Source organism: Limnochorda sp., from assembly GCF_047459355.1.
Classification (GTDB): Bacteria; Bacillota; Limnochordia; order Limnochordales; family Limnochordaceae; genus Limnochorda.
In genome coordinates, this window is the sequence record NZ_VSCV01000006.1 from 63,575 (window position 1) to 87,972 (window position 24,398).

Below are 24,398 nucleotides of genomic sequence, written 5' to 3' on the forward strand. Positions count from 1 at the left end.
GGCCCGTCAGAGCAGGCTGACGGGATCCATGTCCAAGACCGCCTGGCAGCCCCGCCCCATCCGGCGGGCCCGCAGCTCATGGCCCGCCTCCAGAAGATCGTCCAAAGGACCTACCAAGAGGACCTGCCACCGCCAGTGATCCTTCAGCTTGGCCAAGGGCGCGGGGGCCGGGCCCAGCACCCGGTACCGCTCCCCGGCCCGGCGTGCCTTCAGAGCCTGGGCGACCCCTCGGGCCTCGGCCTCCACGGCCTGGGCCTGCCGGCCTTGGATCAGGACCCGCAGCAGATGGGTGAAGGGCGGGTACCCCAGCCGCCGCCGGTAGGCCAGCTCCCGCTGGAAGAAGGCCCCGTAGTCGTGCTCCCGGGCCGCCTGCAGGCTGTAGTGCTCGGGCAGGTAGGTCTGGACCAGGACCTCCCCCGGAAGAAGCCCCCGCCCCGCCCGGCCCGCCACCTGGGTGATGAGCTGGAAGGCCAGCTCGGCGCCGCGAAAGTCCGGGAAGCGCAGGGAGGTGTCGGCGTCGATCACCCCCACCAGGGTGACCCGGGGGAAGTCCAACCCTTTGGCCACCATTTGGGTCCCGACCAGGATGTCCCCTTGGTGGGCTTCGAACCGGCGCAGGATCCGGTCGTGGGCCCCCTTGCGGGCGGTGGTGTCCGCATCCAGCCGGAGGACCCGGGCGCCGGGCAGGAGGCGGTAAAGCGCCTCCTCCACCTGCTGGGTGCCCACGCCCATGCCGCTCAGCTCCGCCCCGCCGCAGGCCGGGCAGGTGCGGGGGACGGGCCGTTCGGTGCCGCAGTAGTGGCACCGGAGGCGGTGGCCCACCTTGTGGTAGGTGAGGCTCACCTGGCAGTGGGGGCACTCCACCACCGCCCCGCAGATCCGGCAAAGGAGGAAACTCTGGTAGCCCCGGCGGTTGAGGAGGAGGATGGCCTGCTCTTCCCGCTCCAGGCGGGAGACGAGGGCCCGCTCCAGGGCCCGGCTGAAGAGCCCCTGGTGGCCCTCCTTCAGCTCCTGCCGCAGGTCGATGAGGCGGACCCGGGGGAGCCTCCGCCCATCCACCCGCTGCCCCATCTCCAGCCGCAGGATGCGGCCCCGTGTGGAGGCATAATAGCTTTCCAAGGAGGGCGTGGCGCTCCCCAGGACACAAAGGGCCTTGGCCCGCCGGGCCCGCTCCATGGCCACCTCCCGGGCGTGGTAGCGGGGCGACTCCTCTTGCTTGTACGAGGTGGCGTGCTCCTCGTCCACCACCACCAGGCCCAGCCGCCGGGTGGGGGCGAAGATGGCCGAGCGGGCCCCCACCACCACCGGGGCCTCGCCCCGGTAGATCTTCCACCAGTGATCGTACCGCTCGCCCTCGGACATGCCCGAGTGGAGCATGGCCACCCGCCCGGGGAATCGCCCCTGGAACCGACGCATGGCCTGGGGGGTGAGGGCGATCTCGGGCACCAGGAGGATGGCCTGCTGCCCCCGGGCCAGGACCCGCTCGATGAGCTGGAGGTAGACCTCCGTCTTGCCGCTCCCCGTCACCCCGTGGAGGAGAATCGTCTCCCCCGTGCCCAGGCGGGCCTCCGCCTCGGCCACCGCCCGGGCCTGCTCCGCGGTCAGCTCCACCGGCGGCATAGGCTCCCGCCAGGCGACGTAGGGGTTCCGCTCCACCGTGATGGGGATCGCCTCGATCAGCCCCTTGGCCGCCAGGCTCCGGGCGGCCGAGGGGCCGCACGCTTCGGCCAGCTCCCGGGCGGTCCGGGGCTCATCGGGGTGTTCCAGCAGGAGTGCCAGAGCCTGCCGCTGGCGCGGCGCCCGGGAGAGCTTGTCCAGCGCGGCCCGGGCCTCCTCGGGCGGGACGGCCAGCCGGTAGGCCAGCACTTCCCGGGGCCGGGCCGACTGACCGGGATCCACCCGCTGGCCCGGCGGCATGAACAGGGCCAGCACCTGCCCCAGGGGGGCCAGATACCGGCGGGCGATCCAGCGGGCCAGCTCCAGCTCGTCGGGGCCGATGAGGGGCTCCGGGTCCAAGACCGCGGCCACCTCCCGCAACGGCCGGGCCGGCGGCCCCTCCCGGAGGGCGACCACCCACCCTTGAACGGCTCGGTTCCGCACGGGCACCCGGACCCGGATCCCGGGGCGGAGCCGGCCGGCCAGGCGGGCGGGGATGGCGTAGTCCAGCACCTCCAACCCGCCGGGCAGGGGCAGGTCGACCGCCACCTCCACATACCCGGACACGTGCCGTCCCCCCTCGCACCCACAAAGAACGGGCTCCCCGAGGAGCCCGCGAAAGCGGCTTCGCGCCGATGGAGCCTGTTCTAGGAAAGGGAGCTGTCTCCTTCCAGGCTGGCCTCCAGCTTGTCTTCCTTTATTTCATGGAGCGCGATGGTGACCGGCTTGGGCGGGGTCTTCCCGTCGAAGTTGCCCGCTCGGGGCGGGTCCCCGTCCAGAAGCTGACGGGCCCGGCGAGCCGTCGCCACCACCAAGGCGTACCGGCTCGGGAGCTTATCCTTGATCTCCTCCAGCTTGGGCTGACCCATCATCGATGGCTCTCCCATGACCGATCCGTCCCCCCTTGCGCAAGATCTCGACCCACTGAGCCCACGGGTTCCGCACCCGCTTCAGGCGCTCGGCCCTGACGATGGCCTCCAAGGCCTGGGCCGCCCGCTCCACATCATCGTTGATAATCACGTAATCGTAATCGGCCACCGCCTCCAGCTCCTGCCAGGCGGTCCGGAGGCGGCCCTCGATGCTTTCGCGGCTTTCGGTCCCCCGCTGGGTGAGCCGCCGGCGGAGCTCCTCCAGGGAGGGCGGGAGCAGGAAGACCCGGACCGCGCCCGGCCAGTTCGCCTTCACCTGCGCGCTCCCCTGGACGTCGATGTCCATGATCACCGTCTCGCCCCGGGCCACCCGCTCGGCCACGAAGGCCTTCGGAGTGCCGTAGCGGTACCCGCAAAACCACGCCCACTCGAGGAACTCCCCGGCCGCCACCCGCCGGTCAAACTCCTCGTCGGTCAGGAAGTAATAGTCCACCCCATCCCGCTCGCCGGCGCGAGCGGGGCGGGTGGTGCAGGAGACGGAGTAGACCAGACCCTCCACCCGGGAGAGGACCCGGTTCAACACCGTGTTCTTCCCTGCGCCCGAGGGAGCGCTCAAGACCACCAGAAACCCTGGGGAACCTCCCTGGGAACCGTCGCCGCCCCTCACCCTCGTCCGACCACCCGACATCACCTCAGGCGTTGGTCGCCTCGACGGCCTGCTCTTTGGCTGCGAGGCGGTTGGCCACCGTCTCGGGCTGGACGGCCGCGAGGATCACATGCTCCGAATCGGTGATGATCACCGCGCGGGTCCGGCGCCCGTAGGTGGCATCGATCAACTGGCCTTGCTGGCGGGCCTCTGCGATGATCCGCTTGATGGGGGCCGATTCGGGACTCACGATGGCGACGATCCGGTTGGCGGAGACGATGTTGCCAAAGCCGATGTTGACCAGCCTGGTCTCCATGGGGATGCCTCCTTACTCCAGGTTCTGGACCTGCTCCCGCATCCGCTCCAGCTCCGTCTTCACGTCGACGACCCAGGATGCGATCTGGCCGTCCTGGGCCTTCGATCCCACCGTGTTGGTCTCCCGCAGCAGCTCCTGCAGGAGGAAGTCCAACCTGCGGCCGACGGGTCCACCCTGCCCCAGAGTCCGCTCGAACTCCACCAGATGGCTTCTCGCCCGGACCAACTCTTCCGAGATGTCGACACGCTCGGCAAAGAGAAGAACCTCGGCCTCCAAGCGGCCCGGATCCAGGTCACCCCGCTGGATCAGACCCTCCACCCGCTCGCTCAGCCGGCTCCGGTACTGGGCCACCATGCGGGGGGCGGCCTCGGCCATCTGGTCCACCAAGGCGCTCACCCGGGCCAGCCGCTGGCGCAAGTCCTGGGCCAGTCGCTCGCCCTCGGTCCGGCGCATGGCCACCAGCTGCTCCAGGGCCTCATCGAGCACCGGGCTCAGGGAGGCCCAGAGCCGTTCCAGATCGGGAGCCGCCTCCTCCACCACCAACACGCCGGGCTGCTGGAGCACAAACTCGAGAGAGGGTCCGGGGCCGCCCCAAATGGCCGCCGCCTCCCTGGCCGCCTCCAGGTAGGCCTGCAGGAGTTCGTGGTTGACGGAAACCGTCCGGCTGGTCGTCTCGTCGGCCTGGGGCTTGGCGACGACCGTCACCTCAACCCGGCCCCGGGTCAGGTACGAGGCCACCCGCTCCCGCACAGCCGGTTCCAGGCCGGCCAGGCCGTGGGGCAGGCGGATGCTCAGATCCAAGTACCGGTGATTGACGGACCGGACCTCAACCCAGAACGGCGCCTCCCCCGAGCCGCCCGCCCGTCCGAAGCCGGTCATGCTGTGCAGGGCCAGCTCTCTCACCTCTTCCCGGTATTATAGCACACATTTGGGCGTCCTGGGTCCGTATCGCCTCCCTAGATCCGTTTTGGGGCCCCGATCCGGACCGCTCGCCCCTTCTCGACCTCCCCCCGCCCCACCTCCCAGGCGTGGCGGGCCAGGTCCCAGAGGGCGGGCCAGCCGGCGGCCACCGCCACCACCAGCCACCCGTCAGGCGGGAGCGGCACCGTCTCCAGGGCCCCTTGCAAGAAGGGGAGGGAGAGGGCCCCCAGCTGGGCTAGCCCCGACAGGGCCACCGCCGCCACCAGCCACCGGTTGCTCCCCAGGGGCCGCTCCAGCGGGTCGAGGCGCTCAGAGCGAGCGGAGAAGACGTAGACCAACTGCGCGGTGACCAGGGCGGTGAAGGCGGTGGTCCGGGCGACGGTCAGATCATGGCCGGCCGTCAGCATCCAGAGAAAGGCGGCCAGGGCACTGAGGCCGATGGCGGTCGCCCGGCCCAGAAGCTGCCGCCCCAGCCCCCCGCCCAGCACCCCCTCCCCCGGCGGGCGGGGCGGCCGCTCCATCAGCCCGGGGGACGGGGGCTCCATGCCTAAGGCGATGGCCGGCAGGCCGTCGGTCACCAGGTTCATCCAGAGGATCTGGAGGGGGGTGAGGGGCAGGGGCAGCCCCAGAAGGGTGGCGCCCAGCATGACCAGCACCTCCCCCGCATTGCACCCCAAGAGGTAGCGCATGAAAGTGCGGACGTTCTGGAAGAGCCCCCGCCCCTCCTCCACCGCGGCCAGGATGGTGTCGAAGCGGTCGTCGGTCAGGACGACGGAGGCCGCCTCCCGGGTCACCTCCACCCCGCAGCGCCCCATGGCGATGCCCACATCCGCCTCCTTGATGGCCGCCGCATCGTTCACCCCGTCCCCCGTCATGGCCACCCGGGCGCCGCACTTCTGCAAAGCCTTCACCAGCTGGACCTTGTGGCGAGGGGCCACCCGGGCAAAGACGGAGCGCTCCCGGACCAGCCGCCGGAGCTCGGCCTCATCCAGGCCATCCAGCATCCGGCCCAAGACCGCCTCCTCACCGGGCTGGAGGATGCCCAGCTCCCGGGCCACCGCCTCGGCCGTCCGGGGGTGGTCCCCAGTCACCATGAGGGTCCGGATGCCCGCCCGGCGGGCCCGTTCCAGCTCGGCCCGCACCTCCTCCCGGGGCGGGTCGTACATGCCCACCAGCCCCAGGAGGATGAGGCCCGTCTCGGCCCCCTCCTGGTTGGGCAGGACCCCCATCGGCAGGCGCTTGTAGGCCAGGGCCAGCACCCGCAAGGCGGCCCCGCTCATGGTCTCCGCCTTGGCCAGCCAGCGGCGCCGTCCCGTCGCGCTCAAGGGGACAGGCCCACCCCGTTGCTCCACCCGGTCCGCCTGGGCCAGCACCGACTCGGGCGCCCCCTTGCAGAGCACCAGCCGCTCGCCCCCGAGATCGACCACCACCGACATCCGCTTCCGATCCGAGTCGAAGGGGAACTCGGCCCGCTCTTCGGCCTGAGCTCGCCATACCTCGGGGGGGCGGCCCGCTTTCCCGCTGAGGACGAGGAGGGCGATCTCGGTGGGATCACCCCAGACCTCCAGGCCGCCCGGCCCCTCTCCCCTGGGAGCCTGAGCCTCCAGGCCCGCCGCGGGCAGGCGGGCTCGGTTGCAGAGGACAGCCACCTGCAGGAGCCGCTCCAGGCCCGGCCGGCTCGAAAGCTGGACGGGCCGCCCCCGATCCAGGACCTGGCCCGGGGCCTCATAGCCAATCCCCGTCACCTCCAGGCTGCCGTCGGCCAGCTCCACCCGGGTGACGGTCATCTCGTTCCGGGTGAGGGTGCCCGTCTTGTCGGAGCAGATGGTGGTGATGGTACCCAGGGTCTCCACCGCCGGCAGGCGCCGGACGATGCAGTTGCGGCGGATCATCCGCTGCACGCCTAAGGCCAAGGCCACCGTCACCGCCGCGGGCAAGCCCTCGGGGATGACGGCCACCGCCAAGGAGACCCCGGTGAGGAACATCTCGTAGGCCGAAAGCCCCCGGGCGATCCCCACGGCCGTGACCAGGGTGACCAGGCCCAGGGAGACGGCCACCAGCACCCGGCCCAGCTCCTGGGCCCGCTCCTGCAGGGGGGTGGACTCGGGGCCTGCCCGCCGGATGAGGGCGGCGATCTCCCCCATCTCCGTCTGGCTGCCCGTGGCCACCACCACCGCCTCCGCCCGGCCCCGGGTGACCAGGGTCCCCATGTAGAGCAGGTTGGGCCGGTCGGCCACCTCCTCCTCGCCCCGGCCGAGCCAGTCGGCCCGTTTGGCCACGGGCACCGACTCCCCCGTGAGGAGCGACTCGTCCACCTCCAGCCCCCAGGCCTCCAGGAGCCGGAGGTCGGCGGGAATCCGGTCGCCCGCCTCCACCTGGACCCGGTCGCCCGGCACCAGCTGGGTGGCGGGCAGGCGGAGAAGCCGGCCCTGCCGGATTACCCGGGCCTGGGGCGCGGCCAGGGCCCGCAAGGCCTCCAGGGAACGCTCGGCCCGGAACTCCTGGAAGAAGCCCAAGACCGCGTTGAGGAGCATGATGGCCAGGATGGCCACCGCATCGGCCCGCTCGCCCAAGGCCCAGCTGACCAGGGCGGCGGTGCCCAGGACGGCCATCATCAGATCGGTGAGCTGGCGGCGGAGGATGGTCCAGGGCCCCGTGGGCTGCTCGGTCGCCAGCCGGTTGGGCCCCACCTGCTCCAGCCGCCGGGCCGCCTCCTCGTTGGTCAAGCCGTGGACCGGATCCACCCCGAGCTGGGTCAGGAGCCGGTCCAAGGGAACGGTGTGCCAGGATCGCTTCACAAGGGAACCCTCCCCGCGGGGCTCCGGGGCCCCGGGCAGGCTCGTCTCAGGCCGCCCATCAGGAGGCTTATGCGCCGGTCAGGGAGGGAATGTCCACAGGGGAATCTTCGGGAAGCTCCACGGAACGCTGGGGGAGAGGAGCGAGGCTACAACCCCAGCTGGGCCGCCCGCCGGTAGGCGTGCTCCGCCCGGTCGGTCAGGGCCAGCATCTCGTAGACCTGGGCCAGGGCCAGCTGCAGCTCCGCCGACCACGGATCGATCCGGGCCCCCAGCTCCAGCACCTCGCGGGCCTCGTCCGCCCGGCCCAGGCTGGCCAGCACCTGCCCTTCCAAGAGGTAGACCCGGCTCACCCCCGGCCCCGCGGCCCGGGCGGCCCGGAGCGGCTCCAGGGCCTCCTCCCGCCGGCCCTGGCTCAGGAGGGCTTCGGCCAGGGTGAGCTGGCCCAGGGCGAGCCCCGGGTGGTCGGCCAGGACCTGCCGGCTGAGGGCCTCCGCCTGGTCCACCTGGTTCAGCTCCAGCAGGAGCCGCCCCACCAAGACCTGGAGGTGGGGCCGGTACGTCTCGGGGAGGCCGGAGAGGAGCCCGTCCAAGGTGGCGTGGGCCGCCTCCAAGCGCCCGCCGGCCCACTGCATCAAGCCCAGCATGAGGCGGGCTTCGTGATCGTGGGGATCGGCGGCCGCGGCCTCCACCAGCTGCTCCCCCGCATGGGTCCACCCCCGGGCATAGGACTCCAACCCCAGGAGGAAGGATGCCTGCACGGCCCCAACCAAAGGCGCGCCCCAGGTGGAGAGCCCCACGAGCCAGATCATCACCCGGGCCAGCCACCGGCCCCAGGCACGCCGCATCCGCCTCACCTCTCCCCGAGGCTTCGCCAGCGGCAGCCTTGCTCCTGCCGGCTCAGCCCGGGGGATGGACCCATCCTCCGGACCATCCGCCCCCGACGGCGCCGCCCTGGCCGTCCGGACATTCCCCAGGCTCTGGGCCACCAGGGGAGGGGGCGGCCGGTGTGGAACTCCCTTTCCGGCCTGGCGGCCCGAGGGAACTGGGCCGCGACCGGGCAGGCTGCCGATGGGACGGTGAGGAGGGATCCCCATGCCCATGGACGGGCTCTTTCTGGCCGCCGTGCGAGCTGAGCTGAACGAGGTCCTGGTGGGCGGGCACGTGCAGAAGATCTTCCAGCCCACGGCCCGGAGCATCGTGCTCCACATCCGCACCCCCGGCCAGAGCCACCGGCTGCTGGCCAGCGTGGAGCCCGGCGGCGCGCGGCTGCAGCGGACGGAGCTGGACCAGCCCCACCCGCCCGTCCCTCCCGCCTTCTGCATGCTCCTGCGCAAGTACCTGGAGGGGAGCCGCTTCTACGGGGCCCGCCAGGAAGGGCTGGAGCGGCTGCTGGCCCTCCGCTTCGAGCGGGGCCCCAAGGAGGCCGCGGAGGCCTGGGAGCTCATGCTGGAGCTGACGGGCCGGCAGGGCAACCTGGTGCTGGTGGATGAGGACGGAACGGTCTTGGACGCCATCGTGCGGGTGCCGCCAGGCGCAGGGCCCCGCACCCTCATCCCCGGCGTCCCCTACGAGCCCCCGCCCCTCGAGGGCAAGCCCGACCCTCGGACGATTTCCCGGGAAGCCCTCCGGCGGCTCCTCCCCGCGGGCCAAGGGCTGGCCGACGGGCTCTTCCAGGCCCTGGCAGGCTTCTCCCCCCTCTCGGCCCGGCGCCTGGTGGAGACCGCTGGGCTGGATCCGGCCCGTCCCGCCGGCGAGCTGGATGAGGAAGGCTGGCAACGGCTCCTGGAGCGATTTGCCGCATGGCAAGAGGTGCTTGTGGCGGAGCGCTTCGCTCCCTGCCTGGATCCCGAAGCCCGGCGGCTGCCGGAGCGGTTCTGGGCTTTCCCGCCCGGCCCCGGACCTTACCAAGCCTTCCCCTCCCCCAGCGCCCTCCTGGACGAGGTCTTCGGCGCGCACGAGGCGGCCCACCATCTCGAGGGGATCCGGGGACCCTTAAGCCGGACGGTCCAGACCGCGCTGAAACGGGTCCAGCGGAAGATCGAGAAGCAGGAGGCCGAGCTGGAGGAAGGGCGGGACGACCTGGGGCTGCGGCTCCTGGGTGAGCTGCTCCTGGCCAACCTCCACCGGATCCCCCCCGGCGCCTCGGAAGTGGAGGTGGAGGATTACACCCAGGACCCGCCGGTCCGGCGCCGGATCCCCCTGGATCCCCGTCTCTCGCCGGCGGAGAACGCCCAGGCCTACTTCGACCGGTACGCCCGGGCCAAGCGCCGGCTGGACCGGACCAGCCAAGAGCTGGCCCACTCCCGGGAGGAGGCCGCCTACCTGGAGAGCCTCGCCTTCCACCTGGAGGCGGCCGACACCGAGCAGGCCCTGCTGGAGCTGGCCGAGGAGATGGAGCGCCAGGGGTACCGCCCCCCCGCGGGCCTGGCGGGCTCCAAGGGCGCCAGCGGGCGGAAAAGCTCCCGGGCGGGGGAGAGGGGCCGGGGGCTCTTGCGGTACCGGTCGAGCGATGGCCTGGAGATCCTGGTGGGGCGCAACCACCGGGAGAACGACCGGATCACCATGGACCTGGCCAAGCCCGACGAGTGGTGGTTCCACGTGCGGCAGCTCCCCGGAGCCCACGTCCTCCTGCGGACCACCGCCGATGAGCCGCCCCTCGCCTCCCTGGAAGAGGCGGCCCTTCTGGCCGCGTACCACAGCAAGGCCCGCCACTCGAGCCACGTCCCCGTGGACGTGGCCCGGCGGCGCCACGTCCGGAAGTACAAGGGGGCCCGGCCCGGCCAGGTCCTCTACGAACCGGCCTTCACCCTGGAGGTGACCCCCCGGGAGGAGCTCCTCCCGCCCCTGATGGAGTGAGCCGCAGCCGGGGCGGGCTAGGCGTGGCGGAAGTGGCGCCGCCCCGTGAAGAGCATGGGGATGCCGGCCCTGTCGGCGGCGGCGATAGACTCCCCATCCCGCTTGGACCCGCCCGGCTGGACGATGGCACAGATGCCGGCTGCGGCCGCCACCTCCACCACGTCGGGGAAGGGGAAGAAGCCGTCGGAGGCCAGGACCGCGCCGGCGTTCCGGAGGTCCCCGCCGGGCACCCGGGCCCGGGCCCGCTCCAGGGCGTGGCGGGCCGCGTCGATCCGGTTCACCTGGCCCGCCCCAATCCCGAGGGTTTGCCCCCCCGCCGCCACGACGATGGCGTTGGAGAAGCAGCCCCGGACCACCTGCCAGGCCAGGAGGAGGTCCGGCAGCCGCCTAGGGTCCACAGCCGCTTGGGTCACCAGGCGCCACCCCTCGGGCGAGGCGGGGCCGTCATCGGGCTCCTGGAGGAGGTACCCGCCCCAAACGGGCCGGAGCTCCACCCGGGGCCCGCCGTGGCCCTGGAGCTCCAGCAGGCGCAAGCTGGGCTTGCGGGCCAGCACCTGCCGGGCCTCCTCGCTGAACCCGGGCGCCAGGACCACCTCGAGGAAGAGAGGCGCCATCAGCTCGGCGGTCGCCCGGTCCACGGGACGGTTGAGGGCGACGATCCCCCCGAAGATGGAGACCGGGTCCGCCTCGTACGCCTTCCGGAAGGCCTCGGCCAGGGTCGGGGCGACGGCGGCGCCGCAGGGGTTGGTGTGCTTGACGGCCACCGCCGCGGCCATCCCCGGGAAGGCCTGGCTGAGGCCCCCCAGCAGCCGCCACGCGGCGGAGCCGTCGTTGAGGTTGTTGAAGGAGAGCGCCTTCCCTTGGAGGAGGCGGGCGGCGGCCAGGCCCTGAGCCGGCCCCTCCGGCCGGTAGAAGGCGGCCGCCTGGTGGGGGTTCTCCCCGTAGCGGAGGGAGGCGGCCCGGACCAGCCGAAGGGTGTAGGTCTCGGGGAAAGAGGCAGGGAGGGCGTCTTCTGGACCCTCGGGACGGTCCGGCGCCTCCAAGCCCGCGGCCAGGTAGGCGGCGATCTGCTCATCGTAGGCCGCAGTGCGGGCCAGGGCTTCGGCCGCCAGGCGCCGCCGGTACGCCAGGTCCAGGCGGCCCGCCGCCAAGCGCTCCAAGAACTCGGGGTACTGGTCCGGCCGGGAGAGGACCACCACGTGGGGGAAGGCTTTGGCCGCCGCGCGCAGGAGGCTCACCCCGCCAATGTCCACCAGCTCCAGGGCCTCATCCAGGGGCGTCTCCCGCCGGACCTGCTCCTCAAATGGATAGAGGTTCACACAGACCAGGTCGATGGGCCGGGCGCCCACCCGGGCCAGATCGGCCTCCTCCCCGGGGCGGCGGCGGGCCAGGATCCCCGCGTAGACCGCCGGGTGGAGGCTCTTCACCCGCCCGCCCAACACCTCCGGCGCCCCCGTCACCTGGGCCAGCTCCGTCACAGGAAGGCCGTGCTCCTGGAGGTAGCGGGCCGTCCCACCCGTGGAGAGAAGCTCCACCCCTCGCTGGTGCAGGGCCTCCGCCAGCTGGGCCAGGCCCTCTTTGGACCAGACGCTCAGCAAAGCCCGCTCCATGGGCTCACCCCTCCTCCCGCCAGGGCGCGATCGCCCACTGGGCGACCCGGGCCCGCCAGCGGGCGACCGTCGCCCGGGCCCGGGCCTCAGCCCGGCCTTGGTAGCGCAGGGGCTCCCGCAGGAGGGCCCGTTCCTCAGGCGTCAGGGCGGCGGCCACCTGGTCCAGCTGGGGATCCCGCTGGCGGGCCTCCTCCAGGGCCTGGAGGAGGTCGCCTCCCTCCTCCCGGACCCGGGCCGCCAGGCGCCGGGCCACCTCGTGGGCCTCCGGGTGGCCGTGCCGGGCCAGGAGGATGTAGAGGGGCTCCGCCACCCACAGGGGGCGCTCCCGTTCCAGATTGGCCGCCATCCGCTCCCGGTCCACCTGCAGCCGGCGGGAGAGGCGGGTCAGCCGGTCGGCCGCCTGGGAGAGGGCAACGAAAAGCTCGACGAGGAAGCGGCTGGAGGCGGAGTTGGTCAGGTCCCGCTGGTGCTCGGAGATCTGGTCCAAGTAGACGGTGATCATGCGGGGCATGGCCACCTTCCAGAGGCTCTTCACGTGCTCGAAGTTCCAGGGGTTCCGCTTGTGGGGCATGGTGGACGAGCCCACCTGCTCCGCCGTCACCGCCTCCGCCACCTCCCCCAGCTCGCTCCGCTGCAGGTGGCGCATATCGTCGGCGAAGTTGGCCAGCACCCCGAAGGTGCTGGTGAGGGCGTGGAAGAGGTCGGCGAAGGGCTCGGGCGGCAGGATCTGGCTGGCCACCGGGGCGGGGCGGAGGCCGAGCCTGGCCAGCACCCGCCGTTCCAGCTCTTCGGGGTCCTCCACCAGGAGGCTGAGGGCGTTGTAGGCCCCCACCGCCCCCGTCAGCTTCCCCACCAGCCCCTCCCGGGCGGCCTGGAGCTGCTCGATCCGCCCGCCCAGCCGCTCCACGTAGAGGGCGATGGCGAAGCCGAAGGTGATGGGCACCGCATGCTGCCCGTGGGTCCGGCCGATCTGGGGCGTGGCCGCTTCCCGCTCGGCCAGCGCCATCCACGCCTCCAAAAGGGCCACCAGCTGGGGGAGGAGGAAGCGGTCGAGGCTCTCCCGGTACTGGAGGCTCCGGGCCGTCTCGGTGATGTCCGAAGAGGTGGCCCCCAGGTGGATCCAGGGCGCCAGGTCGGCCCCCGCCTCCCGGGCCAAGCAGTTGACCAGGGCCCGGATGCTGTGGCGGGTCCGGGCCTCCTCCTGGGCGATGGCCTCCGCTTCCACTCGGGCCGCGGCCTCGGCCACCCGGGCCCCCGAGCCGGGAGGGGCCACTCCCATCTCCTCCAGCCCCGCCACCAGGGCCGCCTCCACCTGGAGCTGGTAGCGGAGGGTGGCCGCCTCCGAAAGGTACTGGCGCCACACCTGGTAGAGGTGGGGTTGGCCCACCGCGTAGCGGTGGTCCCAGGGGCTCACCGTCTCAAAGGGGTTGAAGGATCCACGGGCCACACACGCTCCCTCCCATCGCTGGCTGCCCGGCCGGGCCCCACCCTGGAGCCCGGCTTGCTTCCTCAGGCTGGACCCGCGCCCAGAATCTGGCCCCATCCTAAACGAAAGGCAGGGCCGGTAGCAACGAGGGCTCTCAGCCACCGGCCCTGGCTCCGCGCCGCGCCCCGCTCGGGCTGCCGCGCCGTCCGTCGCCTCAGGCCCCTTCCGTCGCCTCCTGCGCGGGAGCCGCCCGCTCGGCCACCGGCGCGCCCGCCGCCTCCGGCTCGGGCAGAGGCAGGATCAGGTTGAGCAGGATGCCCACCACCGCCGCCAGGCCCATGCCCCCCAGCTGCCCAATGGTGGCGCCGCCGATGCCCAACACCAGCACCACCGAGCTGATGAGGAGGTTCCGGGTCTGGCTGAAGTCGATGCCGCTCTCCACCAGGGTGCGGATCCCGCTGGAGGCGATGACGCCGAAAAGCATGATGGTCACCCCGCCCATCACCGGCGCCGGCACGCTCTGGACGATGGCCCCCAACTTGGGGACGAAGGCGAGCACCGTGGCGAAGACGGCGGCCAGCGCGATGACCCAGACCGAATGGACCTTGGTGATGGCCAGAACGCCCACATTTTCCCCGTAGGTGGTGTTGGGCGGCCCGCCCAGGAGCCCGGCCAGCGACGTGGCCAGCCCATCCCCCAGGATGGTCCGGTGGAGGCCCGGCTCCTTATAGAAGTCCTTGCCCACAATCCGGCTCAGCACCAGCACATCACCCAGGTGCTCCGCCAGGGTGACGGCCGCCACCGGCAGGAAGACGGCGATGGCCTTCCAGGAGAAGGCGGGGAACGTCAGCTGAGGGAGCCCGATCCAGGCCGCCTCCCGGACCAGGGAGAGGTCCACCGCGCCCCGGAGGAGGGCGAAGAGGTAGCCGGCCACGATCCCGATGAGGATGGGGATGGCGGCGAGAAAGCCCCTGAGGAACGTGGCGGCCAGGACCGCGGCCAGCAGGGTGAAGAGGGCGATCTGGACGTCGGTGTCCATCAGGCTGACCTGCTCCTTGGCGAGGCCGGCCATCTCCACCCCCACGGGCGCCAGGCCCAGACCGATGACCACAATGAGGGACCCCACCAAGACGGGCGGGAGGAGCCGCTCCAGCCAGCCCACCCCCACCCAGCGGATCACCAGGGCGACCACCGCGTACACGAGCCCCACGGCCACCCCGCCCCCCAGGGCGTAGGCGGGACCCCAGGCCGCGGCCACGGTGATGATGGGCGCGATGAAGGCGAAGGACGAGCCCAGGTAGGCGGGAATCTGGCCACCGGTGATGGCGATGAAGAGCAGGGTGCCCAAGCCGCTGGTAAGCAAGGCCACCGAGACGTCAAGACCCGTCAGGATGGGGACCAGCACCGTCGCCCCGAACATGGCGAAGAGGTGCTGGAGGCTCAAAGGGATCATCTGGAGCACGGGGGGACGGTCGCCGACGCGCAGGCGCACGTTGTTGGACATGGTCTTCCTCCTCGTCGAGCAGGCCGGCCCTCAGCCTTTCCCGCCGGCCCGCTCCAGGATGACGACCCGTTCCTCGCCGTCGGTCTCCTGCAGGCGGACGCTGATGATCTCCTGCTGGGAGGTGGGCACGTTCTTGCCCACAAAGTCGGCCCGGATGGGCAACTCCCGGTGGCCCCGGTCCACCAGCACGGCCAGCTGGATGCGCGCCGGGCGGCCCAGATCCATGACGGCGTCCATGGCCGCCCGGGCCGTCCGGCCCGTGTAGAGCACGTCGTCCACCAGGACGACCCGCTTCTCGCCCACGGGGAAGGGAACCTGGGACTGGTGGACCACCGGGGCGGGTCCGATCCGGGAGAGGTCATCCCGGTAGAGGGTGATGTCCAGCTCCCCCACGGGGCAGGGAGCCCCTTCGATGGCCTCGATGTACCCCGCCAGCCGCCGGGCCAGGGGCACCCCCCGGGTGCGGATCCCCACCAGGGCCAGTGCCTCCCCCCGGCGGCCCCGCTCCAAGATCTCGTGCGCGATCCGGACCAGAGCCCGGCGGATCCCGTCGGCATCGAGGATCTCCGCCTTCTCCCGCCAGTCCATACCGATCCCTCCCACCCTGGGCACCCTCACCACGGCACAAAAAAACCTTCTTGCCGCGGCAAGAAGGCGCGCCCCCGCGCGTGCGGGGCCTCTGGCGAGCCAGAGCGTCGTGATGGAGTTGCCTCCTTGCCGGCCTCACTGGACCAGCTTAAAGGAACCGGTCTGGGGTGAGTATAGCCGAGAGCGGCAGCGCTGTCCAGGGGGTGGCGCGCGGCACCCGGCGGGTTCCCGCCGGCCCAGCCCGGGGCGGGCCGGCGAGCCTCACCCCTGCCCACCCCGCAAGCGCTCCAAGAGGGCCTCCATCGCCTCGGGCAGGGGTGAGCGGAACTGGAGCCACTCCCCCGTCACCGGATGCTCAAAGCCCAGCTCCGCCGCGTGGAGGGCCTGCCGGCCCAGACCCAAGGCAGGCCGGCCCGGCGCGTAAACGGGATCGTCCACCAGCGGGAAGCCTTGGTGGCTCAGGTGGACCCGGATCTGGTGGGTCCGTCCCGTCTCCAGGCGGAGCTGGAGGAAGGTGCACCGGGGCGGGCCGGGCAGGTACTCCAGCACCTGGAAGTGGGTGATGGCCGGCCGGCCGTCGGGCCGGACGGCCATGCGCACCCGCTGGGTGGGATGCCGGCCGATGGGCAGGGCGATGATCCCCTTCTCCGGCTCCACGAAACCATAGGCGATGGCCCGGTAGATCCGGAGCACCTGGCGGGCCCGGAGCTGGCGGGCCAGGCTCAGGTGGGCCCGATCGTTCTTGGCCGCCACCAGCAGCCCCGAGGTCTCCTTGTCCAGCCGGTGGACGATGCCCGGGCGGATCCGCCCGCCCACGGAGGAGAGGGCCCCGCAGTGGGCCAGGAGCGCGGCCACCAGGCTCCCTTCCTTCTGCCCGGCCCCGGGGTGGACCACCATCCCCGCGGGCTTGTCCACCACGATCAGGTGGGGGTCCTCGTAGACGATGTTCAAGGGAATGGGCTCGGGGCGGATCCAGTCGGGCTCGGGCGGCGGGATGACCGCCTCCACCTGGTCGCCCCGGTTCAAGAGGGCCTTCTTGGGCGCCACCTGCCCGTTGACCCGCACGTCCCCCGCCTCGATCCGCTTCTGCCAGAAGGCCCGGGAGCGCTGGGGCTCGCGGCGGGCCAGGAACTGGTCGAGGCGGAGGCCCGCCTCCTCAGGGCGCACCTGCCACACCCGCCGCTCGCCCCCCGCCGGGAGCCCCAGCGGGCGGGCCTCGGGCCTCAGCCCCTTCGTTCCCTCCTCGTCGTGCCGCCTGGCCACCCGGCCGCCACCCCCAGGAGAACCCCGACCACGAGGGCCAGATCGGCCAGATTCAAGGCAAGCCGATCCCCCAGCACCAGCCAGTCGACCACGCCCCCCAGGCGGAGCCGGTCCAGCCCGTTGGCCAAGGCCCCGCCCGCCACCAAGCCGACGGCCAGCCCGTGCCGAGGGCTGGTCGGGGAAGATCCCAGCACCAGGAGCACCCCCGCCCCCACCAGGCTGGCCGCGCCCAGAAGGGGGCCCCAGCCGGTGAGCAGCCCTCCGGCCGCGCCCGGATTGAGGCTGACCACCACCGCCAGCCCAGGATCGAGGCGGGCCGGGGGAACCCATCCGGCAAGCAACGCCCCCTTCAGGGCCTGATCCAGCAGCAGGACCGCCAGCGCGGTGGCCAGGGCCGGCCAGGCTGCCCGGCCCTCACCCGTCCCGCTCGGGCTCGTCCCAGTCCAGGTTGTCGGCCAGGTCCGGATCCATGTCCAGGCCGGCCACCAGCGCCTCGTCCTCCCCATCCGCTTGGGGCCGCCGGTCCCCATGGGGTGTTCCCCGCCGGGTCCGCTCGGCCTCGGGCCGGGGCTCGGGGTAGAGGGCCTCCCAGTCCGTCGCCATATTCCCCCGGAGGTCGGGGATCTCCTCCACGGGCTCGGTCGCCCCTTGGGGCTCCTCCCCCTCGAGAAAGGCGTCATCGAAGTCGACCGCTCCCGGGATGTCCTGGGGCGTGTTGGCCGTCCCGAAGCGGGCCACCTCCTGCCAGACATCCTCCCCTTCCAGCCCCACATCCTCCGGCTCATCCCCGAAGAGCCGGGAGAAGGAGGCGGGCAGGCTCTCCTCCTCCACGGGCCGGGAGCGGGCCGCTTCCGGCGGCTCCTGCTCCATCGCCTCCTGGCAGCTCCGGCACCGCTCCGCGGCGGGCAGGGCCTCCAGCCGCTCCGCCTCAATAGGGCGCCCGCACGCCTGGCAGACACCGTACTCCCCCCGGTCCAGCCGCTCCAGGGCCGCTTCCACCTGGGCGAGCAACCGCCCGGTGGTCTCCCTCAGGGCCAGGTCCTTCCCCCGCTCAAAGGTCTCCGACCCCAGATCGGACGGGTGCTGATCCACCACCGAGAGCTCGGCCAGGCCTTCCCGCAGGGAGTTCTGGCCCATGCCCTCCCGGTTCAGTTGCTCCCAGAGGCTGGCCAGCCGTTCCCGCTCCTTCACGAGGAGCTCCCGGGCCCGCCCTTCATCGATGGGCGCCCGCCTCTCCACCGTTCCCCCTCCTCCACCGGGGGGCTCACCGGCCCACCCGCAGTTCCAGCTCCACGATCCGCACAATGTCGGCGATGATGCCGCTGATCAGGGGCAGGTTGAGGGCGGCCAGCTGGGTCAGGAGGTAGACGATCAGCCCCGTCACCAGGGTGAAGCCGATCCCGATGCCCACGCCCCGAAAAAGACCCCCGCCCAGCTGCCATAAGAGCGCTCGGCGGGGGTTCCGGTAGAGATCGACCAGTTCGGCGATGTGGGCCTCTTCCATGCGCCGGGCGATCCCGCTCACCTGCCGCACCAAGTGCCGGAGGACCGCCTTCCGCTTCCGACGCCGCGCTGGACCTCCCACCGCGTCCCCCCGGGCTTAGGCTCCCCGAAGGGAGCCCGGGGCACGCGGGGGCCGCCGCTCACGAGCCGGCGGGCTCCAGGCTGGCCACCACCGCGGCGCACCGGAGGCAGAGCTCGGGGAAGCGCTGGTCCTGGCCGGTGGTGGGGTGGTTCCGGCGGCACCGGGGGCAGCGGGCGTGGGCGGTCTTGCGCACCTGCACCCCCACCTCCAGCTGGCCCAGCCGGATGGCGGCCGCCTCTGCAGGCGCCGGCCCCTCGTGGAAGCGAACCTCCGAGACCAGGAAGAGCTCGGCCAGATCCCCCAAAGCCTCCAGGCTCGCCTTAAGCTCGCCCGCCTCGGGGGCGAGGTAGAGCTCCACGGACACCTCCCGGCTGCCGCCCACCTCCCGCCGGTCCCGGGCCTCCTCGATGGCCTGGTAGACGGCGTGGCGCAGGTTCAAGAGCTGGTCCCAGGCGGCCTCCTCGCCGGCCTCCAGCTCCAAGCCTGCCTCCTCCTCCACCCCGGGGAAGGTGGCCAGGTGGACGCTGGGCTGGGTCCTGGCCTGTTCGGGCAGGTGCTCCCAGGCCTCGTCGGCGGTGAAGACCAGGATGGGCGCGATGAGCCGGATCAGCCCCGAGACCACCTCATAGAGGACCGTCTGGGCCGCCTGCCGGCTGCGGGCGTCGGCCGCCTCGCAGTAGAGCCGGTCCTTCACCACATCCAGGTAGAAGCCGCCCATCTCCACGGTGCAGAAGCTGTTGACCGCGTGGTAGACCAGGTGGAAGGCATCCTCCTGGTAGGCGCTCCGGACCCGCTCCACCAGCCGCCGGTACCGGTGGAGGGCCCAGCGGTCCAAGGGCTCCAGGCCCTCCCGGGGGACCCGGTGCCGGGCAGGGTCGAAGTCGGCCAGGTTGCCCAGCATGAAGCGGATGGTGTTCCGGATCCGCCGGTAGACGTCGGCCACCTGCTCCAGAATGGCGTCGGAGACCCGCACGTCGCTCTGGTAGTCGCTGGCCGCCACCCAGAGCCGCAGCACATCGGCCCCGTACTTGTCGCAGACCTCCAGGGGCGAGATGGTGTTCCCCAAGGACTTGTGCATGGCCCGCCCCTCGCCGTCCAGCACCCACCCGTGGGTGAGCACCTTCCGATAGGGGGCCTGGCCCCGGGTGGCGACGGCCGTCAAGAGGGAGGACTGGAACCACCCGCGGAACTGGTCGCCGCCTTCCAGGTACAGGTCGGCGGGCCAGCCCAGGCCCCGGTCCTCCAGGACGGCGGCGTGGCTCGCGCCCGAGTCGAACCAGACGTCCATGATGTCCTGCTCCTTGCGGAAGGCATCGCCGCCGCAGTGGGGGCAGCGGAAGCCCTCGGGCAGGATCTCCGACGCCTCGTGGGTGAACCACCCGTCAGACCCTTCCTTCCGGAAGAGGTCGGCCACGGCGGCGATGGTCTCCGGCTCGATGATGGGCTCCTGGCAGGCCTCGCAATAGAAGACGGGGATGGGCACGCCCCAGACCCGCTGGCGGGAGATGCACCAGTCCTGCCGGTCCTTCACCATCTCCCGCATCCGCTCGGCGCCCCAGGCGGGCACCCACTGGACGCCGTCCACCGCGGCCAGGGCCGCCTCCCGGAAGGCGTCGATGGAGGCGAACCACTGGGGCGTCGCCCGGTAGAGGACGGGGTTCTTGCAGCGCCAGCAGTGGGCGTAGGAGTGGACCAGCTGGCCCGCGTGGAGGAGCCGCCCCGCCGCCTGCAGGTCGGCCAGGATCCGCTCGTTCGCCTCCTGGGCCGGGAGCCCCTGGTAACGGGGCTCCTCCCCGGTGAAGCGGCCCCGCTCATCCAAGGGCGCGTACACCTCGAGGCCGTAGCGGAGCCCCACCTCATAGTCCTCCAGGCCGTGGCCGGGGGCGGTGTGGACCGCGCCCGTCCCCTGCTCCAGGGTGACGTGCTCACCCAGGATGAGCGGCGAGGTCTGGTCTTTCAGCGGGTGGCGGGTCACGATCCCCTCCAGCTCCGCCCCCCGCCAGGCCCCTTCCTCCGTCACCGCCTCCCAGCCCAGGTCCTTCTGGACCTCCTCCAGGCGCCCCCGGGCCACCAGGTAGCGGGCCCCCTCGCCCACCCGGACCAGCACGTACTCCAGGTCGGGGTGGAGCGCGATGGCCTTGTTGGCCGGCAGGGTCCAGGGGGTGGTGGTCCAGATGATCACCGCCGCGCCCTCGGGCTCAAAGAGCCCCCGGGCATCCTCCACAGGGAAGGCGACGTAGATGGAGGGCGAGCGGTGGTCCTGGTACTCGATCTCCGCCTCGGCCAGGGCCGTGCGGCACTCGGGGCACCAGTAGACGGGCTTGAGGCCCTTGTAGATGTAGCCCCGGCGGGCCATCTCGCCGAAGACTTCCACCTGCCGGGCTTCGTACTCCGGCGTGAGGGTGAGGTAGGGGTGCTCCCAGTCACCCCAGACCCCGAGCCGCTCGAACTCCTCCCGCTGGACCTCCACAAAGCGGAGCGCGTATTCCCGGCACTTCTGCCGCAGCTCCAGCGGGTCGAGGCTTTCCGGGTCCACCCCCAGTTCCAGCAAGGCAGCCCGCTCGATGGGCAGGCCGTGGGTGTCCCAGCCGGGCACATACGGCGCCCACTCGCCCTCCATGGCGTGGACCCGGACGATGAAGTCCTTCAGAATCTTGTTGAGGGCGGTGCCGATGTGGATGTGGCCGTTGGCGTACGGCGGCCCGTCGTGCAGGACGAAGTCCGGGCCGTCGGGCCGGGCCGCCCGCCGCTGCTCCTGGAGCTTCTGGTAGAGCCGCTGCTCCCGCCAGGCCTCCAGGCGCTGGGGCTCCCGCTTGGCCAGCTGCGCCCGCATGGGAAAGTCAGTCGTCGGCAACTGAACGGTCTTCTGGTAGTCCATGCCTTCCGCCCTCCCGAACAAAAAAAGACCCTCGCCCCTGGGACGAGAGTCCACACTCCCGCGGTACCACCCGGTCTTGGAGCGGTCAGCCGACCGCTCCCACTCGAAAGGGGTAACGGCCCCAACCGGCCCCGCCTACTGAGCCCTAGCCGCCGTTCAGCGGAGCAGCTCCGAGGGGATCTTCGGGACGGGCCCGGAGCCGGCTCCCACCCTCCCGGCTCGCTCGTTCCGGGGAGGCCGCCCCTACTCGCCTCTTCATCGCCATTGGCTCGCCGGGCCGCCTCCTGAGCCCGGCGCCTTACCCAGCCGTCTTCATGTGGCTCCCATTATAGCCACGGCTGGTCCTGCCCGTCAATTGGGCCCCTCCTCCGCCGGGAAGAGCTCCGGGTGGAAGAGCTGGGCCAGGGCCTCCAAGCCGTCGACCAGCCGGGGGCCGGTGATGGTCAGCCAGTCGGGCTCCACCTCGTAGACCCGCCCAGTCTGGATGGCCCGCACCTCTTGCCACGCGGGCCGGGCCAGCACCTCCTCCCGGTACCGGTTGGTGAGGAGGATCACCTCCGGGTCCCGGGCCAGGACGGTCTCCACGCTGTAGGTGGGCCAGGGGGTGGGGGCGTCGAAGGCCAGGTTCCGGCCGCCCGCCCGGGTGACCAGCTCGTCGATGAAGCTTCCGGGGCCGGCGGTCATGAGGGGCTCATGCCACACCTCCACAAAGACCAGAGGCCTCTGGTCGGCAGGCAGGTGACCGGTCCGGGCCTCCACCGCCGCCACCCGTGCCCGCAGGCCCTCCACCAGGGCCTGGGCCGTCTCTTGGTGGCCCGTCATCCGCCCGAGAAGGAGCAGGGTCTCGAAGAGGCTCTCCAGGTCGGGCACGTCCACCGCGAAGACGGGCACGCCCAAGGCCTGCAGCCGCTCCACGTGGGCCCGGACCACCTGCATGTCCCCGACCACCAGATCGGGCTCCAGGCTCAGGAGCCGCTCCAGGTTGACCTGGACCGCGTCGGAGACGACGGGCAGGCGGGCCGCCTCGGGCGGGTAGGTGCTGTACGCGCTCACCCCCACCACCTGCTCCCCTGCTCCGACGGCAAAGAGGTTCTCGGTGATCGACGGCGAGAGGGCCACAATCCGCTGGGGCGGCTGCTCGAAGGTGAACCGCTGCCCCAGCACGTCCTCGACCACGAGCGGTTCTTGGGCGCACGAAGCAGGGGCCCCAAGGAGGGCGAGGGCCCAGACGAGGGTGAGGAGCCCCAGAGCGCGGGCGCCGGATCGGACCAGCATGGCTGCACACCTCCACCAGGCGATGGCAGGCCCGCCACGACCAGCGCCCCGGCCCGGGGCGCGCGCCAGGAAGGACGGCTCGTCCTGGCCCCACGCAGGTGAGCCGGCGGCAGGGGGCAGGTCTCCTGGCTCCCGGATCCTCGGCCTCTGCCCGGCCCTTCCCCGCGGGTGCGAGTGGGCTCGGGCGCCTCCCCGGTCACAGTGGCGGGCCCGCGCGCTTCTCCGGCCGAAGCCGGATGACGACTTCCCTATTCTCCCGGCAGGTCTCCCGGCCGGGCACCCCCCGCCTGCAACGATGGAAGACGATCAGGGCTTCGCTGCCCCGCCAGCCGCCTCCTGCCGGCGGGCCATCCCAGCCTCCTGGGCCTGGAGGGCCGCCTCCAAGCCCTGATCCACCTCCTGGAAGCGGGCCAGGAAGAGCTCGCTGGACCGGTCGGTCTCCAGCAGTTGGAAGAAGGACCGGGCCAGGGCCTCCAGGTCCGGTTGGGGAGGGACCACCCTCCGCATCGCCGCTCGCCTCCTCCGTCGTGTTCCGAATGATGATGACCCTTCCCAATCTTTTCCTGCAAGGTTCGTCCTTCCCCGGGAGAGACCTTCCCCGAGCGAGGCCCATCGATTGATGGGGACTCCAGGAATTGGTACACTGTCCGTGATGCGGCTCTCAACACGGGTGGGCTCGGAACAGGGGGGTTAGGATGGCTCGGAAGAAGATCACCATCGTAGGCGCCGGCAACGTGGGCGCCACCACCGCCCACTGGATCGCTTCCCGGAACCTGGGCGATGTGGTGCTGGTCGATGTGGTGGAGGGACTCCCCCAGGGGAAGGCCCTGGACCTCTTGCAGGCGGGCCCGGTGGCCGGGTTCGACGTGAACGTCATCGGCACCAATAGCTATGAGGACACCCGGGATTCGGACGTGGTGGTGATCACCGCCGGTGTGGCCCGCAAGCCGGGGATGAGCCGGGATGACCTGCTCCAGACCAACTTCAACATCATCCGCAGCGTGGTCGAGCAGGTGGTCCAGTACTCGCCCAACGCCTTCATGATTGTGGTGAGCAACCCCGTCGACGTCATGACCTACGCCGCCTACCGGATCTCGGGGTGGCCCAAGGAGCGGGTCATGGGGATGGCGGGCGTGCTCGACTCTACCCGCTTCCGCACCTTCATCGCCCAGGAGCTGGGCATCTCCGTCAAAGATGTGAGCGCCTTCGTCCTGGGCGGCCACGGCGACGCCATGGTGCCGTTGGTCCGCTACTCCTACGCGGGCGGCATCCCCATCGAGAAGCTCCTGCCCCGGGAGACCATCGACCGAATCGTGGAGCGGACCCGGAAGGGCGGCGGCGAGATCGTCAACCTGCTCAAGACCGGCAGCGCCTTCTACGCCCCGGCCGCATCCACCGCGGACATGGTGGAGGCGATCCTGCGGGATCAGCGCCGCCTCCTGCCGGCCATCGCCTACCTGGACGGCGAGTACGGCGAGCGGGACATTTACGTGGGGGTTCCCGTCATCTTGGGCGGCAAGGGGATCGAGAAGGTGGTGGAGATCGAACTCACCCCCGAGGAGCAGGAGGCCTTCCGCCGCTCGGTTCAGTCGGTGCGGGAGCCGCTCGCCAAGCTCTCCTTCTGACGGTCGGGGTGATCCCCGTCCGGTGTCCCCGCGGCGATGGGATGCCCACAAAAAGACGAGGCGGCCGTTCGGCCGCCTCGTTTCGCGCTCGCCAGGGCGGGCTCAGAAGTCCATGTCGGCCCCGGGCCCAGCGGGCGTCTTCTCCTTCTCGGGAATCTCGGCCACCAGCGCCTCGGTGGTGAGGACCAGGCTGGCGATGCTGGCCGCGTTCTCCAGCGCGGTCCGGGTCACCTTGGCCGGGTCGATGATCCCCGCCTCCATCATGTTCTCCAGCTTCTCGCTGAGGGCGTTGAAGCCGATGCCCCGCTCGGCCTTGCGGACCTCCTCCACGATGACCGAGCCCTCGTAGCCGGCGTTGTTGGCGATCTGCCGGAGCGGCTCCACCAGCGCCTGCTTCACGATGTTGACGCCGACCTGCTCGTCGCCCTCCAGCTTCAGCTGCTCCAAGGCGGGCAGGATGTCGATGTAGGTCGTCCCACCGCCGGGCACCACGCCCTCCTCCACCGCCGCCCGGGTGGCGTGGACCGCGTCCTCGATGCGGTGCTTCTTCTCCTTCAGCTCCACCTCGGTGGCCGCGCCGAC

General features: G+C 71.8%; 21 protein-coding genes and 1 riboswitch. Of the genes, 2 read left to right on the forward strand and 19 right to left on the reverse strand.

Features of this window, described 5'->3' with window-relative positions; translation table 11 throughout:
- Nucleotides 1-6 precede the first annotated feature (6 nt).
- The 7 genes from priA to FWJ67_RS04100 all read right to left on the reverse strand — a co-directional run bounded on the left by priA (nucleotide 7) and on the right by FWJ67_RS04100 (nucleotide 8,051).
- Nucleotides 7-2,223 carry a primosomal protein N' gene (gene priA / locus FWJ67_RS04070; protein WP_304172738.1) on the reverse strand — a complete coding sequence of 739 codons (2,217 nt, stop codon included), beginning with the start codon at nucleotides 2,221-2,223 and terminating at the stop codon, nucleotides 7-9.
- An 80-nt stretch (nucleotides 2,224-2,303) separates the two neighbouring features.
- Nucleotides 2,304-2,528, reverse strand: coding sequence for a DNA-directed RNA polymerase subunit omega (rpoZ, locus tag FWJ67_RS04075; RefSeq protein WP_304172736.1), 225 nt, complete (start codon nucleotides 2,526-2,528; stop codon nucleotides 2,304-2,306).
- The gene (gene gmk / locus FWJ67_RS04080; protein WP_304172733.1) at nucleotides 2,491-3,213 is read right to left on the reverse strand and encodes a guanylate kinase; all 723 of its coding nucleotides are present in this window, start codon (nucleotides 3,211-3,213) and stop codon (nucleotides 2,491-2,493) included. The genes rpoZ and gmk overlap by 38 nt, the downstream gene beginning before the upstream one ends.
- A 4-nt stretch (nucleotides 3,214-3,217) precedes the next feature.
- Nucleotides 3,218-3,487 carry an extracellular matrix/biofilm regulator RemA gene (remA, locus tag FWJ67_RS04085; RefSeq protein WP_304172731.1) on the reverse strand — a complete coding sequence of 90 codons (270 nt, stop codon included), beginning with the start codon at nucleotides 3,485-3,487 and terminating at the stop codon, nucleotides 3,218-3,220.
- A 12-nt stretch (nucleotides 3,488-3,499) separates the two neighbouring features.
- Nucleotides 3,500-4,390 carry a YicC/YloC family endoribonuclease gene (locus FWJ67_RS04090; protein ID WP_304172729.1) on the reverse strand — a complete coding sequence of 297 codons (891 nt, stop codon included), beginning with the start codon at nucleotides 4,388-4,390 and terminating at the stop codon, nucleotides 3,500-3,502.
- A gap of 53 nt (nucleotides 4,391-4,443) precedes the next feature.
- Entirely contained in the window at nucleotides 4,444-7,206 is a 2,763-nt protein-coding gene (locus FWJ67_RS04095; RefSeq protein ID WP_414482588.1) for a cation-translocating P-type ATPase, read from the reverse strand.
- A gap of 146 nt (nucleotides 7,207-7,352) precedes the next feature.
- Complete coding sequence (locus tag FWJ67_RS04100; protein WP_304172725.1) at nucleotides 7,353-8,051, reverse strand: tetratricopeptide repeat protein; 699 nt, start codon at nucleotides 8,049-8,051, stop codon at nucleotides 7,353-7,355.
- A 247-nt stretch (nucleotides 8,052-8,298) separates the two neighbouring features.
- Here FWJ67_RS04100 and FWJ67_RS04105 point away from each other — a divergent pair, with 247 nt between their 5' ends.
- Nucleotides 8,299-10,062 (forward strand): NFACT family protein, encoded by a 1,764-nt coding sequence (locus FWJ67_RS04105; protein WP_414481903.1) that lies wholly within the window; start codon nucleotides 8,299-8,301, stop codon nucleotides 10,060-10,062.
- A gap of 17 nt (nucleotides 10,063-10,079) precedes the next feature.
- Here the strand turns inward: FWJ67_RS04105 and purH are convergent, their stop codons facing one another.
- From purH to FWJ67_RS04160, 11 genes are all read right to left on the reverse strand, one after another.
- Nucleotides 10,080-11,672: a bifunctional phosphoribosylaminoimidazolecarboxamide formyltransferase/IMP cyclohydrolase gene (gene purH / locus FWJ67_RS04110; RefSeq protein WP_414482589.1), complete on the reverse strand. Its 1,593-nt coding sequence runs from the start codon at nucleotides 11,670-11,672 to the stop codon at nucleotides 10,080-10,082.
- Between the two features lie 4 nt (nucleotides 11,673-11,676).
- Nucleotides 11,677-13,119: a lyase family protein gene (locus FWJ67_RS04115; RefSeq protein WP_414481901.1), complete on the reverse strand. Its 1,443-nt coding sequence runs from the start codon at nucleotides 13,117-13,119 to the stop codon at nucleotides 11,677-11,679.
- A 193-nt stretch (nucleotides 13,120-13,312) separates the two neighbouring features.
- Nucleotides 13,313-14,602, reverse strand: coding sequence for a solute carrier family 23 protein (locus FWJ67_RS04120; protein WP_414481900.1), 1,290 nt, complete (start codon nucleotides 14,600-14,602; stop codon nucleotides 13,313-13,315).
- Between the two features lie 30 nt (nucleotides 14,603-14,632).
- Entirely contained in the window at nucleotides 14,633-15,190 is a 558-nt protein-coding gene (gene pyrR, locus FWJ67_RS04125) for a bifunctional pyr operon transcriptional regulator/uracil phosphoribosyltransferase PyrR (protein WP_304172715.1), read from the reverse strand.
- A gap of 261 nt (nucleotides 15,191-15,451) precedes the next feature.
- A complete protein-coding gene (locus FWJ67_RS04130; protein ID WP_414481899.1) occupies nucleotides 15,452-16,453 on the reverse strand; it encodes an RluA family pseudouridine synthase in 1,002 nt (333 codons plus the stop codon).
- Nucleotides 16,414-16,983: a signal peptidase II gene (locus tag FWJ67_RS04135; RefSeq protein WP_414482590.1), complete on the reverse strand. Its 570-nt coding sequence runs from the start codon at nucleotides 16,981-16,983 to the stop codon at nucleotides 16,414-16,416. The genes FWJ67_RS04130 and FWJ67_RS04135 overlap by 40 nt, the downstream gene beginning before the upstream one ends.
- Nucleotides 16,868-17,692, reverse strand: coding sequence for a TraR/DksA C4-type zinc finger protein (locus FWJ67_RS04140; RefSeq protein WP_304172709.1), 825 nt, complete (start codon nucleotides 17,690-17,692; stop codon nucleotides 16,868-16,870). Before FWJ67_RS04140 ends, FWJ67_RS04135 begins: the two co-directional genes overlap by 116 nt.
- 25 nt (nucleotides 17,693-17,717) lie before the next feature.
- A complete protein-coding gene (locus tag FWJ67_RS04145) occupies nucleotides 17,718-18,038 on the reverse strand; it encodes a DUF5665 domain-containing protein (protein WP_304172707.1) in 321 nt (106 codons plus the stop codon).
- A gap of 58 nt (nucleotides 18,039-18,096) precedes the next feature.
- On the reverse strand, nucleotides 18,097-20,916 hold the full coding sequence (ileS, locus tag FWJ67_RS04150; RefSeq protein ID WP_414481897.1) for an isoleucine--tRNA ligase: 2,820 nt from the start codon (nucleotides 20,914-20,916) through the stop codon (nucleotides 18,097-18,099).
- Nucleotides 20,917-21,267: 351 nt separating this feature from the next.
- The gene (locus tag FWJ67_RS04155; protein ID WP_414482591.1) at nucleotides 21,268-22,191 is read right to left on the reverse strand and encodes an ABC transporter substrate-binding protein; all 924 of its coding nucleotides are present in this window, start codon (nucleotides 22,189-22,191) and stop codon (nucleotides 21,268-21,270) included.
- A 97-nt stretch (nucleotides 22,192-22,288) separates the two neighbouring features.
- Nucleotides 22,289-22,490, reverse strand: a riboswitch (cobalamin riboswitch).
- Nucleotides 22,491-22,497: 7 nt separating this feature from the next.
- Entirely contained in the window at nucleotides 22,498-22,698 is a 201-nt protein-coding gene (locus tag FWJ67_RS04160) for a hypothetical protein (RefSeq protein WP_414481895.1), read from the reverse strand.
- A 188-nt stretch (nucleotides 22,699-22,886) separates the two neighbouring features.
- On the opposite strand from FWJ67_RS04160, the gene mdh reads away from it, so the two are divergent.
- Nucleotides 22,887-23,816: a malate dehydrogenase gene (gene mdh / locus FWJ67_RS04165; RefSeq protein WP_304172702.1), complete on the forward strand. Its 930-nt coding sequence runs from the start codon at nucleotides 22,887-22,889 to the stop codon at nucleotides 23,814-23,816.
- 102 nt (nucleotides 23,817-23,918) lie between these two features.
- Here the strand turns inward: mdh and FWJ67_RS04170 are convergent.
- A partial coding sequence (locus FWJ67_RS04170) for a TCP-1/cpn60 chaperonin family protein (RefSeq protein ID WP_414482592.1) occupies nucleotides 23,919-24,398 on the reverse strand: 480 nt, incomplete at its 5' end.

Bases quoted from the DNA above. Each gene is read 5' to 3' on its own strand.
- mdh (WP_304172702.1), top strand. From the start codon at position 22,887: ATGGCTCGGAAGAAGATCACCATCGTAGGCGCCGGCAACGTGGGCGCC.
- FWJ67_RS04100 (WP_304172725.1), bottom strand. From the start codon at position 8,051: ATGCGGCGTGCCTGGGGCCGGTGGCTGGCCCGGGTGATGATCTGGCTC.
- FWJ67_RS04120 (WP_414481900.1), bottom strand. From the start codon at position 14,602: ATGTCCAACAACGTGCGCCTGCGCGTCGGCGACCGTCCCCCCGTGCTC.
- remA (WP_304172731.1), bottom strand. From the start codon at position 3,487: ATGGAGACCAGGCTGGTCAACATCGGCTTTGGCAACATCGTCTCCGCC.
- FWJ67_RS04105 (WP_414481903.1), top strand. From the start codon at position 8,299: ATGCCCATGGACGGGCTCTTTCTGGCCGCCGTGCGAGCTGAGCTGAAC.
- FWJ67_RS04155 (WP_414482591.1), bottom strand. From the start codon at position 22,191: ATGCTGGTCCGATCCGGCGCCCGCGCTCTGGGGCTCCTCACCCTCGTC.
- FWJ67_RS04135 (WP_414482590.1), bottom strand. From the start codon at position 16,983: ATGGGGACCGGCGGCCCCAAGCGGATGGGGAGGACGAGGCGCTGGTGG.
- gmk (WP_304172733.1), bottom strand. From the start codon at position 3,213: ATGTCGGGTGGTCGGACGAGGGTGAGGGGCGGCGACGGTTCCCAGGGA.
- rpoZ (WP_304172736.1), bottom strand. From the start codon at position 2,528: ATGATGGGTCAGCCCAAGCTGGAGGAGATCAAGGATAAGCTCCCGAGC.
- FWJ67_RS04160 (WP_414481895.1), bottom strand. From the start codon at position 22,698: ATGCGGAGGGTGGTCCCTCCCCAACCGGACCTGGAGGCCCTGGCCCGG.
- pyrR (WP_304172715.1), bottom strand. From the start codon at position 15,190: ATGGACTGGCGGGAGAAGGCGGAGATCCTCGATGCCGACGGGATCCGC.
- purH (WP_414482589.1), bottom strand. From the start codon at position 11,672: ATGGAGCGGGCTTTGCTGAGCGTCTGGTCCAAAGAGGGCCTGGCCCAG.
- ileS (WP_414481897.1), bottom strand. From the start codon at position 20,916: ATGGACTACCAGAAGACCGTTCAGTTGCCGACGACTGACTTTCCCATG.